The sequence below is a fragment of the Mesorhizobium sp. M0991 genome (assembly GCF_040318915.1).
Taxonomy (GTDB): Bacteria; Pseudomonadota; Alphaproteobacteria; order Rhizobiales; family Rhizobiaceae; genus Mesorhizobium.
The window spans coordinates 59,316-71,536 of the sequence record NZ_JAMYNE010000020.1 but is presented as its reverse complement, the minus strand read 5'-3'; the positions used below and the strand labels follow the sequence as shown (position 1 = coordinate 71,536).

Genomic DNA, 12,221 nt, shown 5'->3' with positions numbered 1-12,221 from the left:
CGATGGAACAGCGCCGGTCATCGCAGAGTTTCAAGCGCAAGGAACTGGTCGGCAAGCTCAATCCTCTAGGGTTGCGCGCCTTCAAGGCAGCGGCCGACAGTGCCAAGCTGCGCGGCAATCCCTACGTCGAACTCGTCCACTTCATCGAGCAGCTGGTGCTCTCCGACCGCTCGGATGTGCAAATGATGATCGGCGATGCGGGACTGGATGCGAGCCGACTTACGGCCGATATGACGCGTGCGGTGGACAAGCTGCCTTATGGCGCAACCTCGATCGAAGAGTTTTCCGACCATATCTTCCACGCCATCCAGGAGGCCTGGAATCTGGCAACACTGGAATTCGGCGTGGAGGAGGTCCGCAGCGCACATGTTCTGCTTGCTTGCCTGAAGACACCGGTGCTGGAAGGCCTGCTGTCGAAGATCAGCGGCGAGTTCGACAAGATCGACGCCGACGCCGTCGTGGCGCGCTTCGCCGATGTCACGGAGGGCTCACTCGAAGCCGGCGCTGCGCCAACGGTCACCGCGACAGAGGCGCCGCGGCGGGCTCCGGGCGGGGATTCGGCACTGGCCAAATATGCCACCGACCTGACCCAGCGCGCCCGCGACGGAAAGATCGACCCGGTCGTCGGCCGCGATCCGGAGATCAGGCAGATTGTCGACATATTGATGCGACGGCGGCAGAACAATCCGATCCTGACCGGCGAGGCGGGCGTCGGCAAGACTGCAGTCGTGGAGGGTTTTGCTCTGCGCATCGCCAAAGGCGATGTGCCGCCTCCACTGCAGGGAGTGAGCGTGCGCATGCTCGACGTCGGATTGATGCAGGCAGGCGCAAGCGTAAAAGGTGAATTCGAAAAACGGCTGAAGGCCGTAATCGACGAAGTTCAATCCTCTGAAGCGCCGGTCATCCTCTTCATCGACGAAGCCCATACCCTGATAGGCGCCGGTGGTGCTGCCGGAACCGGCGACGCTGCCAATCTGCTCAAGCCGGCGCTGGCGCGCGGCGAACTTCGCACGATAGCGGCAACGACCTGGGCGGAATACAAGCAGCACATCGAGAAAGACCCGGCACTGACCCGCCGCTTCCAGGTGATAAAGATCGACGAGCCTTCGGAATCGGTTGCCATCCTCATGTTGCGCGGCGTGGCTGGCGTTCTCGAACAGCACCACAAGGTCCAGATATTGGATGAGGCGATCGACGCGGCGGTCGCCCTGTCGCATCGCTACATCCCGGCGCGGCAGCTGCCGGACAAGGCGGTCAGCCTTCTCGACACCGCCTGCGCGCGTGTCGCCGTATCGCAGCACGCCACGCCGGCCGAGGTCGAGGACATTATGCGCCGTCGCCAGGCGCTGGAGGTCGAGCGCGGCATTATCGGCCGCGAGGCTGCAATCGGCATCGAAGTGGCCGAGCGGCAGGCACGGGTCGAGGCCGGACTGGCCGAGACCGAACGCACGCTCGCAGCCGCGCAGCAGCGCTGGGAGCGCGAAAAGGCGCTGGTGGCCGAGATACTCGAACTGCGTGCCAGGCTGCGCGGTGACGGCGTGCCGCTCGATGCCGTGGAAGGGCAGGAGGCCGCCACTGAGACAGAGAGCGTCGAGGTGCCAGGGACCGAACAGTCCACTGCCGGGACGAAGGTTCCGGCGGCAGATGGTACTCCGCCTCCCGATCCGGCTGCCGATCTCGCTCGGCTGCGCGAACTGATGAGCGAACTGGCCGAGGCGCAAGGCGAAACACCGCTGATCCTGCCATCGGTCGATCGCAACGCCGTGGCGGCCGTGGTTCAGGACTGGACGGGCATCCCGACGGGGCGGATGCTGTCGAGTCAGACCGAGAAGGCGCTGCGGCTCGCGGCCACTCTGTCCGAGCGCGTTGTGGGACAGGATCACGCCATGGAGATGATCGCCAAGCGCGTGCAGACCAGCCGCGCCGGTCTCGGCGCTCCGGAAAAGCCGGTGGGTGTATTCCTGCTTTGCGGTCCCTCGGGCGTCGGCAAGACCGAAACCGCCTTGGCACTGGCCGAAACGCTCTACGGCGGAGAGCAGAACCTGATCTCGATCAACATGTCCGAATTCCAGGAGGCGCATACGGTCTCCACCTTGAAGGGCGCGCCGCCCGGATATGTCGGCTATGGCAAAGGTGGAATTCTCACCGAGGCGGTGCGACGCAAGCCCTATTCGGTGATCCTGCTCGACGAGGTCGAGAAGGCGCATCCGGACGTGCACGAAATCTTCTTCCAGGTCTTTGATAAAGGGATGATGGACGACAGTGAAGGCCGACGGATCGATTTCAAGAACACGCTGATCCTGCTCACGTCGAATGTCGGCTCCGAAGTCATCATGGACCGGACAAGGAACGGGGCGGAACGGGCAGGGCTCGACGAATTGGACACCGCGTTGCGCAGTCCGTTGCTGAAGGTCTTTCCTGCGGCCTTTCTCGGCCGGGTGGTGACCATCCCTTACTTCCCGCTTTCGGATTCGATGATTGAAGCGATCACTCGTCACCAGTTCGCCAAGATTGCTCGCCGGCTGCACGCAACCAACCATGCGGAATTGGTCATCGGCGATGGTGTCATGGATCTGGTCAAGGCCCGCTGCACGGAAATCGAATCGGGCGGCAGGATGATTGACGCAATTCTGACCAACACTCTTCTTCCGGAATTGAGCCGCGGCGTGCTGAACCGGTCGCTCGCTGGTGAAAAGATGACGAAGGTGACGGTTGGCGCCTCAGCCCAAGGGTTTACCTATTCCTTCGAATAAGTGCGCGAATATTACGGGCGTCTCCTTTCGTCAGCTGTAGCGTTAATCGCTCATGCGGCAGCAAGCCAACACCACCCATCTTTGCTAGTAAGCCAAGTGGGTCTAAATAATGCCGCGAAGGAATCCGATATGACCGATCCACAGCTCTCAGTCCGTAGCGGCAAGGCGCGTGATCTTGCGCGCCGCCTGGCTCGCCGTCAAAATCGCACCATTGTGGACGTGGTCGAGCGCGCGCTCGAGTACTACGAGCTCCGAGAGGCCGGTCGTGAGCCTGCTTCGATCTTCTATCGGCGTCTTTCAGCGCAATCCGGTACAGACATCGATCTTGACGCAGTGATTCATGAAACCGGATCAGCCGGCTGAACGGCTGGAGCAAGGTTGCCCGACTGGCGCAGGCGTTTCGCAAACCGCATCTCTGACTGAAGAAGCTGCTCTGGCTTGCCGATTGATTATGGGTGCTGCTGTTCGCAAGAGGTGCAGCATAGCGGCATCCGCTGGTACAAAGGAAGATGCGCCGGCGCCGGTCAAGCACGGGGAAAGGGAGCGCCTACGGCAATATTTCCGTTCTCGCCGTAACTGCTGGCAGCTGATCTGATCCGTTCAGAGCCGGCCGCTGTCCAGCCCCGACGGTAGGCACGGCCTTTACGGGCTGCGGTCATCTTGCTGGCTCAGGTCGCGATGAACACGATGAACAATGACATCAGCTGCTTCGTTGGGGATTGCAGGCAGTGTGCTAAGCGCAGCCGGCACAGAAAGCGGGAAAAAGTGGATAAGTTGTGCTCGCTGATATGAGTTAAGGCCATGAACAGAGTGGATGCCATCAACAGGTTGCAGCGGACAGCTGATGCCGTGAGACGCATGGGCGCGACCGCGCTTTACCTGTTTGGGTCAACGGTTCGAGATGAAGCCGGACAAGGAAGCGATCTTGACCTTTTCATCGATTATGATCCCAAGAGCCGTTTCAATGCCTTCGATCTTGTGGGCATTAAGCTCCTTCTGGAGGATGAACTGCACGTCCCGGTCGACGTAACCACGCGGGATGGCCTGCATCCCCGGTTGCGGCCGCAAATCGAACAATCGGCCGTGCGCATCTTCTGAATGGCACGTGAATTCCGCCATGCCTTGGACGATACCCCTCGAGGCCATCAACGGGATTCAGGCCGCTGTCGCAGGCAAAACCGTGGCCGACTATCAAGGCGACTGGGTTCTCAAGCACGCTGTGCAGCGCGGCACCGAAATTATTTCCGAGGCCAGCCGGGGCTTGCCAGATGAAGTCAAAGCCCTCCAGCCGGACATCCCAGGGCGTCAGGTGCGCACGATCGGAAATGTACTGCGGCATGAATACCACGGCCTGGCAGACAATATCATCTGGGTGTGGGTGTTGACGAAGCCGCGTTGAAAACCGCCATTGAAGCCCTGAGAGAGCGGTTTGCTGATGAATAGGCGGCAAATCCCTGAATTGCCCTAAGCACCCTACGCTTGCGATTTCGCCATCCTGCCTGCACCGTAACCGGCAGCCGACGCTGCCCTTTTTTCAAGAAACCAATTAGGCTCGCTGGGCTTGCGAGACAGCGAAAGGTGCCTGATCTGAAACAGATGCCGGACGTGAAACAATTGAGATTGCTCGGCGTCCTCACAGCGGCGGCAATCGGTCTATATGTCTGCTATCTGCTGGCGTGGCCTTTTTTGCCGGCATTGACCTGGGCGCTGGTCCTGGCAATCAGCCTGTCTCCGGCTCATCGATGGGTTGAGAGACGGGTCGGAAATCGAAACCTGGCCGCATTGATATCTGTAAGCGTTGCTGCGATTGCCGTCGGCCTGCCGCTGGTACTCGTCGCACAGCAGCTCGTTCGCGAGGCGGTAAACGGAGCCAATTATCTGCAGGAGGTCGTCCGTGGTTGGGACGCAGACGGCTTCATGTCTGACTATCCCACGCTTTCGACCGTTGCCCAATGGATTGAGAATCAATTCGATCCGGCCGGTTCGGTCGCGGCATTCGTACAATGGCTGACGGGACAAAGCACATCGCTGTTGCGTGGCTCCATCTATCAGGTCGCGATGTTCGGCCTGACATTTTATCTTCTGTTCTATTTTCTGCGGGATCGCCAACAGGGCCTGCAAGCCGTTGCGGGCCTTTCGCCCCTGCGCGCTCCCGAGACGGCACACGTCTTGTCCCGCTTTGCGGAGACGGTTCATGCAACACTGCTCGGCACCGTGTTCGTCGCCGCCGTCCAGGGAACACTAGGTGGTCTGATGTTCTGGTGGCTCGGTCTGCCCACGCCGGTCTTTTGGGGCCTTGTCATGGGACTTCTTGCCATCGTGCCTGTGCTCGGGGCATTCGTGATCTGGGTGCCCGCGGCGGTCTATCTCGCTCTGGAGGGGGCTTGGGCCAGCGCGGCGATATTGACCGTCTGGGGCGGCGTCATTGTCGGTGGCATCGACAATCTGCTCTATCCGATGCTTGTCGGGAACAGGTTGCGCCTCCACACGGTGGTGGCCTTTATCGGCTCGATCGGTGGCATCGTCCTGTTCGGAGCATCCGGCCTTGTCCTCGGCCCCGCGGTGATCGCCATCACCGTCAGCCTCATTGATGTGCTGAAGAATCGATTGACTGACCAGCTCGAGACGGCGCCGACGCGCCCTACCGAGTTACCGCACCAGTCCGCAACGGATTGAACAACGACAACCGTGGGGTGCTCGCCGTCACCTTACTCAAGCACATCGGAGGCTTGTTGGCTCGCGGCCCACTCTCCAAGCGCCTCTCACCTGTTCGACCGCGGTGCGCCCACAGTGCGGCGGTGGCATCCGCGGCGCCACGCAATGCCCTTATTCCACGTGACGGGCGTTTTTCTGTGGCTATCCAGCATGATCTTAGCAAACTTTAATGCAAATCTTGGAGGGGCGGTTCTATCGTTCGGCTGAGAACATCCGAGACGGAGAATTGGCCATGCCGATCCATCGAAAAGCCCAGACTGCTGGTATTTTTAATCCATCCGAGCTGGCGCTTCTGGGCCGGGTATTCGACGGGCTCAAGGGTGACTGTCAATCCGAACATGAGCATGAAGCGCTCGCGTCGCGCATCATTGCAAATTACATGGCCGGAGTGATGGACGAGGCCGAACTGATTATGACTTCGAAGCTGCCACTGGGCCGATAGGGCGGCGCTGCTTCACCTCGGCTGACTGGGCTTCAAGCGCGCAGCCGGCAAAACTGAACAAGCCTCCTGGAGACATTCAATTCAGGCAAGCACATCAGCCAGGCTGCTGGATCGCGGCGAGCTTCCAGTCCCCGCCGTTCTGGCGCATGAAGGTCCACAGTTCGGTTGTCTCCGTCGGCTGATCGGGCTGGCCCTGGGCGATCTTGCCGCTTACGCGATCGCGGGTCACGTCACGAGATTCATAGCGCAAAGCAGCGGTCGCGTAGTCGCGATCACCCTCCCGCCAACTTTCCGCAATATCGGCCTCCAACAGGCTCACATCCGATACGTCGTTCCTGACGCCCTTTTTGGCGTTATCGGCAAGTTCCTCGGACAGATAGGAGACCATTTCCGGCGTCGCCAGCCGGCGCAAGGCAGCATGGTCCTCGCGCCCGAATGCTTCCTGAACTTCCGTCAGCCGCCGTTGGAACGTGTCGAGATCGGTTTGGGTGAGTGTGATCTCATCGGAAGCATTGTCTTGGCTCGTTCCGCCATATCCTGACCCAATACCTGGAGTGGGGAACGCTGTGGCGTTGCTCGGCTCAGGCCGGGCTGCTGCGCTTCGCCCAAACGTCCCCGTACCCCGCGAGGCACCGGCCATAGCGGGCGCCGGGCTTTGCGCCCCCTGCGAGCGGAAAAAGCGGATCGCCAGCATGATCGCGCCGCCGATCAGCAGTACTTGGAGCAAAAGACCCAACATGCCGGCCAAGCCGCCGAACCCATGGCCCAGTAGAACGCCGATCAAACCGCCAAGAAGCAGCCCCCGCATCATCGACCCGCCGAGGCCGTTGAAGAAGCCTGGACGCTGGAATGCCTGCGGCTGACGGGCCGCATTGTTCGTTGTCGCATTGGGTGTCATCGAGCGCTCGACCGGTGCGGCCGGTTGCGGCGCAACTCTGGTCGGCGGCGCCGGCTGGAACGTGCGCATGCCGCGACTGCCGAAGCTGCCGCCACGACGCGCATCGGCGTGATCCACAGCGACCATGGAAAATGCCAGGAACAACCCTGCAAACAAAACTGCAAACCGTCCTGAACGCGAAATCAGCATAGGCAAGTCCTCAAGTGACACTCTGTCCACCCATATGGGGTGGGTCGATCGAAATATCAGTGAATCATCCGCCGAGATATTTTCGGACGGCACGGTCGGCCGCCCGCCGGTGTCTTCCTACTCAAGCGAGATGATCGCCTGTCCGATCACGCAGGCGCCCCGCACCCGGCCGACCGGCATCGGTCGCGTCAAGAGCATCGGTCATGCAAGCCTCTGGTCATCGGTCTTTCTGGCGATGAGGCCGACCAGAGCTTGACATACAGCTTTCCTAGGTACTATCAACACATCTGGCAAACCTGCCATACAGGTTTGCCAGATCCTGAACTGGAGATTGCGTGAGCACGGCGGTATCCGCAAAACATTCCGACGCTGCGAGCCTGGTCAGCAATACGATCGGCGAGATCACGCGCCATATTCGCGCGCATGAACTCGGGCCGGGCGACCGGCTGCCCAGCGAGGCCGCGCTTTCGAGACAATTGAGCGTCTCGCGTACCGTGGTTCGCGAGGCCTTCAGCTCGCTCGCCGCCATGCGGCTTATCGACCTGAGGGCAGGCAGACGGGCTACCGTCGCCGAGCTGGATTATGGCGCCATGTCGCTGGTGATCGAGCATGGCGTCCACACCGAGCAGATCACGGTGCAGCAAATCTACGACGTGCGCCGCACGATTGAGACCCGCACCGCCATGCTGGCGGCCTTGCGCAGAACAGCCGACGAAGTGGAAAGGATCAGGACCCACGCGCTCGCCATGCGCGAGAATTTCCAGCGGCCGGAAGAGGTCATGGAGCACGATCTCGCCTTCCATCTCGAAATCGCCAAGGCTGCAAAGAATCCGGTTTTCAGCCTCATCGTCGGCGCGTTCGAGCGCGTATCGCGCCAGACCTGGCCGATCGGCTGGCGCAGCCGCCCTTCGGATGCCGAGCAGTTGGAGATGATCCAGATCCATATCGAACTCGCCGAAGCAATCGAGACCGGTGATCCCCAGTCGGCTCGTGACCTGATGGCGAGGCATTTTGACGAGAGCGTCAAGGCCCTGCTGGCGGCCGGCATCGCCTGAGGAGCGGGCGCGCAATGAAGATCACGAAACTGGAAACGCTGCGGCTCAAGGAGCGGCCCAACCTTCTCTGGGTTCTGGTTCACACGGACGAGGGCCTCGTCGGACTGGGCGAGACCTTCTTCATGGCTGAGACCGTCGAGACCTATCTGCACGAATACGTCGCGCCGTGCGTGATCGGGCGCGACCCCTTGCAGATCGATCTGCTTGCCGCCGACCTCGTCGGCTATCTCGGTTTCCGATCGACGGGCGCGGAAGTCAGGGGCAACTCCGCTTTCGATATCGCGCTTTGGGATCTGTTCGGAAAGGCGACGGGTCAGCCGATCGCACAGCTCCTCGGCGGTTTCACCCGGCACGAGATCAGGACCTACAACACGTGTGCCGGAACCGAATACATCAAGAAGGCCACCGGGCAGAAAACGGCCAACTACGGGCTCGATAAGGCCGGCGACGCCTATGATGATCTGAACGGCTTCCTTCACCGCGCCGACGAACTGGCGCATTCGTTGTTGGAGGAAGGCATCACGGCCATGAAGATCTGGCCCTTCGACATGGCCGCCGAGAAAACGCGCGGCCTTTACATATCGCAGCCCGACTTGAATTCCGCGCTGGCACCATTCGAGAAAATCCGCAATGCGGTCGGCGACAAGATGGACATCATGGTTGAATTCCATTCAATGTGGCAGCTGCTGCCGGCCATGCAAATCGCTCGCGAGCTTGCGCCCTACAAGACCTTCTGGCACGAAGATCCGATCAGGATGGACAGCCTGTCCAGCCTGAAACGCTATGCCGAGGCGTCGCTGGCACCGATATCGGCTTCGGAGACGCTCGGTTCCCGGTGGGCCTTCCGCGACCTTCTCGAAACCGGAGCGGCCGGTGTCATTATGCTCGATATCAGTTGGTGCGGCGGGCTCTCGGAAGCGCGCAAGATCGCTGCCATGGCTGAAGCATGGCACCTGCCGGTCGCGCCACATGACTGCACCGGTCCAGTTGTGCTCGGCGCATCGACCCACCTGTCACTGAATGCGCCGAACGCGCTTGTCCAGGAGAGCGTCAGGGCCTTTTACAAGACCTGGTACCGCGACCTTGTGACCGCTTTGCCGGAGGTGAAGAACGGCATGATCACCGTGCCTCCCGGACCGGGCCTCGGCATGGAACTGAACCCGGAAATCGATCGCGCCTTCACAGCGCTTCGACGGGTGACCGACGTATCGACTCTCTGAAAATGAACCTAAAGCAGCTTTCTACGGAGGAGGAGAACCATGAAGAAGCTACTTATCTCGGCAGCCTTGGGAGCAGTACTGGCTGGAGGCTCGGCAATCGGCTCACACGCGCAGGAGCCGATGAGCATCGTCTTCACGCATCATTCGTCGGCGTCGAACCCGTTCTGGCAGGCGGTGAAGAAGGGGTTTGACGACGCCTGCGCCAAGATCCAGGCCAATTGCCAGATGGTCTTCACGCAGACCGAAGGCTCGATCGAGCAACAATCGGCCAACATGCAGGCGGCTCTCGCGGCAAAACCGGACGCGCTGATCACCTCGATCGTCGACAACAATGCCTTCGACCAGATCATCGCCGACGCCCGCGCTGCCGGCGTCACGGTCATCGCGTCCAACGTCGACGACACCGAGGGTGCAGCCGGCAATGCCCGCCAGGCTTTCATCGGTCAGGGCTTCATTCCCGCCGGCTACGAACTCGGCAAGAAGATGTCCGAGTTCTTCCCCAAGCAAGGCAAGATCAGGGCGCTCGTCGGCGTCTCCGCGCCTGGTCAGAACTGGTCGGAACAGCGCGCTGCCGGCGTCATGAAGTTCCTTGAGGAATACAAGGCCGCGAATGCCGGACGCGAAGTGGTCATTGAACGGCTCGACACCGGCACAGATGGCGCTGTCGTCGCCGATCGTGTTGGCGCCTATCTGTCTGCCCACCCGGACACCACGGTGTATTTCGACACCGGCCTTTGGCATGCCTACGTGGCCCAGGTCCTGATCGATCGCGGCATCGAGCCGGGCAAGGTGCTGATGGGCGGCTTCGACATCGTCTCGGAGGTCCTGCAACAGATGGAAGCGGGTTACATCCAGGTCCAGGTCGACCAGCAGCCCTATATGCAGGGCTTCATGCCGGTGATGGAAGCCTATCTCGCCAAGAACGTCGGTCTGCTGCCGGCAGACATCGACACCGGCAAGGGCATCATCGTCAAGGAAGACGTGCCGAAGCTCAAGGAACTGGCCGCAAAAGGCGTGCGGTAGGCGCGAACCGGCGTCCTCTCCCCGTTGTTTACGCGGAGAGGGCAAGGGGAGGGCCAGGCAGCACGGCCTTGGGCCCATCCTCCAACGGCATCTCCCCGTCAAGGGTGGTAGAAGACAGACTGCCGCCATCCCCTTGCCGATGCGACAAGCCAGCGCAAACAATCCCAAGCCGGAGCGAATGATGAAGCGCTTGATGAAGATTTATCTGGAGAAGCCGGAGCTTGCGGCGGTCGTGTTCCTGCTCCTCCTCCTGCTCGTGTTTCAGATCCGCTCGAACGGCGTATTTCTGAACACACAGAACGTGCGCGGAATGCTTGGGCTGCTGCCCGAAATGGGGCTGGTCGCGATCGGCGTGACCCTGTTGATGATATGCGGCGAGTTTGATCTTTCCGTGGGCTCGGTCTTTGCGCTGACCCCGATGACCATGGCGGTGATGCTGGCGGCGGGCGTGCCGTTCGCGCCGGCCTTTGCCGCCGGCCTCGCGATCGCCGCCCTGATTGGCTTCTTCAACGGGTTCATAACGATTCGTTTCGCGATACCAAGCTTCATCACCACGCTTGGCATGCTGTTCATCGCGCGTTCGCTGACGGTGGTAATCTCCGGTGGCTTCCCTCCTGTCATCCCAGCTAACGCTCTGCCCAAATGGCTGTTTACGATCTACGTCGGGCCGGGCGACCTCTTTCGCATGTCGTTCTTCTGGTTTCTCGCCGTGGCAATCCTGGTGACGGTGCTTCTGTCGCGCACGAATTTCGGCAACTGGGTGCGCGCCACCGGCGGCTTTCTGCCCGCCGCGCAGTCGATGGGCATCCCGACGGCCCGGGTGAAGGTCGCCTGCTTCATGATCTGTTCGGTGCTCGCCGGTTTTGCCGGCACCATTCAGGTGATGCGGCTCGGCGCGCCGCTGCCCTCGATCGGCGAGGGGCTGGAGTTGCAAGCCGTATCGGCTGCCGTCATCGGTGGTGCCTCGCTGGCTGGTGGCATCGGCACCATCTTCGGCGGCATCATCGGGGCTGCCCTTATCCGCGTCATCGACAACGGACTGGTGCTGAGTCAGGTTGACGCCAACTGGTTCAAGATGGCAATCGGCTTTCTGACTATCTTCGCGGTCGTCATGAATGCCTGGCTTCGAAAGCGGGGCAGGGCAATGAAGGTGGAGACCTGATCATGGCGGCACCCATCATCGCGATCAAGGGACTCCAGAAATGGTATTCCGGCGTCCACGCCTTGAAGAACGTCACGCTGGACATCTACCCAGATGAGGCACTGGGCCTCGTCGGCGACAATGGCGCCGGCAAATCGACGCTGATCAACATCCTGTCAGGCACCCAAAAGCCCGATGGCGGCGAGATCAGGATCGAAGGCGAACCGGTCCGCTTCTCGAACCCGCGCGACGCCATGGATCGCGGCATCGAGACGATCTACCAGTATAATTCGATGGTCCCGACCATGACCATCGCCCGCAACGTTTTCATCGGACGCGAGCCGGTGAAGGGCTCGGTTTTCGGCATCGGCATCCTGGACCAGAAGCGCATGCGTGACGAAAGCGTCAAAGCGATCGCCGACGTCGATCTGCATCTGAGGTCGCCCGACGCGCTGGTCGGTGAACTGTCGGGCGGCCAGCGCCAAGGTGTGGCGATCGCCAGGGCCATGCACTTCAAGTCGAAAGTCATGATCCTCGACGAGCCGACCAATCATCTTTCGGTGAAAGAGACGCGAAAGGTGATCGGCTTCGTTCGCGCCCTCAAGGCCCAGAACATCACCAGCGTCTTCATCAGCCACAACATGCATCATGTTTTCGAATGCTGTGACCGGGTCGTTGCCATGGCGCGCGGCGAGATCGTTCTCGACAAGCGGATCGGCGAGACTTCGATCGAGGAAATCCACGAGGTTCTGTGACGTGAAGAAACGATCACTCGCGGGCCGCTC

General features: G+C 60.9%; 13 protein-coding genes. 12 read left to right on the top strand and 1 reads right to left on the bottom strand.

Features of this window, described 5'->3' with window-relative positions; translation table 11 throughout:
- Positions 1-2 precede the first annotated feature (2 nt).
- From tssH to NKH70_RS25035, 6 genes are all read left to right on the top strand, one after another.
- Positions 3-2,753, top strand: a complete 2,751-nt coding sequence (gene tssH / locus NKH70_RS25060; RefSeq protein WP_352719876.1) for a type VI secretion system ATPase TssH — start codon at positions 3-5, stop codon at positions 2,751-2,753.
- Positions 2,754-2,882: 129 nt separating this feature from the next.
- Complete coding sequence (locus NKH70_RS25055; protein ID WP_352719874.1) at positions 2,883-3,116, top strand: plasmid stabilization protein; 234 nt, start codon at positions 2,883-2,885, stop codon at positions 3,114-3,116.
- 438 nt (positions 3,117-3,554) lie between these two features.
- Positions 3,555-3,851 (top strand): nucleotidyltransferase family protein, encoded by a 297-nt coding sequence (locus NKH70_RS25050; protein WP_292655791.1) that lies wholly within the window; start codon positions 3,555-3,557, stop codon positions 3,849-3,851.
- 7 nt (positions 3,852-3,858) lie between these two features.
- Positions 3,859-4,152: a HepT-like ribonuclease domain-containing protein gene (locus NKH70_RS25045; RefSeq protein WP_352719871.1), complete on the top strand. Its 294-nt coding sequence runs from the start codon at positions 3,859-3,861 to the stop codon at positions 4,150-4,152.
- A gap of 179 nt (positions 4,153-4,331) precedes the next feature.
- On the top strand, positions 4,332-5,429 hold the full coding sequence (locus NKH70_RS25040) for an AI-2E family transporter (protein WP_353026276.1): 1,098 nt from the start codon (positions 4,332-4,334) through the stop codon (positions 5,427-5,429).
- A 271-nt stretch (positions 5,430-5,700) separates the two neighbouring features.
- Positions 5,701-5,910 carry a hypothetical protein gene (locus NKH70_RS25035; RefSeq protein ID WP_352719867.1) on the top strand — a complete coding sequence of 70 codons (210 nt, stop codon included), beginning with the start codon at positions 5,701-5,703 and terminating at the stop codon, positions 5,908-5,910.
- Between the two features lie 94 nt (positions 5,911-6,004).
- On the opposite strand, the gene NKH70_RS25030 is transcribed toward NKH70_RS25035, so the two are convergent.
- Entirely contained in the window at positions 6,005-6,994 is a 990-nt protein-coding gene (locus tag NKH70_RS25030; RefSeq protein ID WP_353026298.1) for a Tim44 domain-containing protein, read from the bottom strand.
- On the opposite strand from NKH70_RS25030, the gene NKH70_RS25025 reads away from it, so the two are divergent.
- The 6 genes from NKH70_RS25025 (at position 6,933) to NKH70_RS25000 (ending at position 12,191) form a co-directional block, all read left to right on the top strand.
- Positions 6,933-7,253 carry a hypothetical protein gene (locus tag NKH70_RS25025; RefSeq protein ID WP_353026301.1) on the top strand — a complete coding sequence of 107 codons (321 nt, stop codon included), beginning with the start codon at positions 6,933-6,935 and terminating at the stop codon, positions 7,251-7,253. The genes NKH70_RS25030 and NKH70_RS25025 overlap by 62 nt on opposite strands.
- Before the next feature lie 79 nt (positions 7,254-7,332).
- Positions 7,333-8,052 carry a FadR/GntR family transcriptional regulator gene (locus NKH70_RS25020; protein WP_352719865.1) on the top strand — a complete coding sequence of 240 codons (720 nt, stop codon included), beginning with the start codon at positions 7,333-7,335 and terminating at the stop codon, positions 8,050-8,052.
- Positions 8,053-8,066: 14 nt separating this feature from the next.
- Positions 8,067-9,272: a mandelate racemase/muconate lactonizing enzyme family protein gene (locus NKH70_RS25015; protein ID WP_353026275.1), complete on the top strand. Its 1,206-nt coding sequence runs from the start codon at positions 8,067-8,069 to the stop codon at positions 9,270-9,272.
- Between the two features lie 39 nt (positions 9,273-9,311).
- Entirely contained in the window at positions 9,312-10,295 is a 984-nt protein-coding gene (locus NKH70_RS25010; RefSeq protein WP_502908395.1) for a sugar ABC transporter substrate-binding protein, read from the top strand.
- A gap of 181 nt (positions 10,296-10,476) precedes the next feature.
- A complete protein-coding gene (locus NKH70_RS25005) occupies positions 10,477-11,457 on the top strand; it encodes an ABC transporter permease (protein WP_352978149.1) in 981 nt (326 codons plus the stop codon).
- 2 nt (positions 11,458-11,459) lie between these two features.
- Entirely contained in the window at positions 11,460-12,191 is a 732-nt protein-coding gene (locus tag NKH70_RS25000) for an ATP-binding cassette domain-containing protein (RefSeq protein WP_254819755.1), read from the top strand.
- Positions 12,192-12,221: the final 30 nt, after the last annotated feature.

Excerpts from the sequence above, each read along its gene's own strand:
- NKH70_RS25015 (WP_353026275.1), top strand. The coding sequence starts at position 8,067 with ATGAAGATCACGAAACTGGAAACGCTGCGGCTCAAGGAGCGGCCCAAC.
- NKH70_RS25025 (WP_353026301.1), top strand. The coding sequence starts at position 6,933 with ATGGAAAATGCCAGGAACAACCCTGCAAACAAAACTGCAAACCGTCCT.
- NKH70_RS25000 (WP_254819755.1), top strand. The coding sequence starts at position 11,460 with ATGGCGGCACCCATCATCGCGATCAAGGGACTCCAGAAATGGTATTCC.
- tssH (WP_352719876.1), top strand. The coding sequence starts at position 3 with ATGGAACAGCGCCGGTCATCGCAGAGTTTCAAGCGCAAGGAACTGGTC.
- NKH70_RS25055 (WP_352719874.1), top strand. The coding sequence starts at position 2,883 with ATGACCGATCCACAGCTCTCAGTCCGTAGCGGCAAGGCGCGTGATCTT.
- NKH70_RS25005 (WP_352978149.1), top strand. The coding sequence starts at position 10,477 with ATGAAGCGCTTGATGAAGATTTATCTGGAGAAGCCGGAGCTTGCGGCG.
- NKH70_RS25035 (WP_352719867.1), top strand. The coding sequence starts at position 5,701 with ATGCCGATCCATCGAAAAGCCCAGACTGCTGGTATTTTTAATCCATCC.
- NKH70_RS25010 (WP_502908395.1), top strand. The coding sequence starts at position 9,312 with ATGAAGAAGCTACTTATCTCGGCAGCCTTGGGAGCAGTACTGGCTGGA.
- NKH70_RS25050 (WP_292655791.1), top strand. The coding sequence starts at position 3,555 with ATGAACAGAGTGGATGCCATCAACAGGTTGCAGCGGACAGCTGATGCC.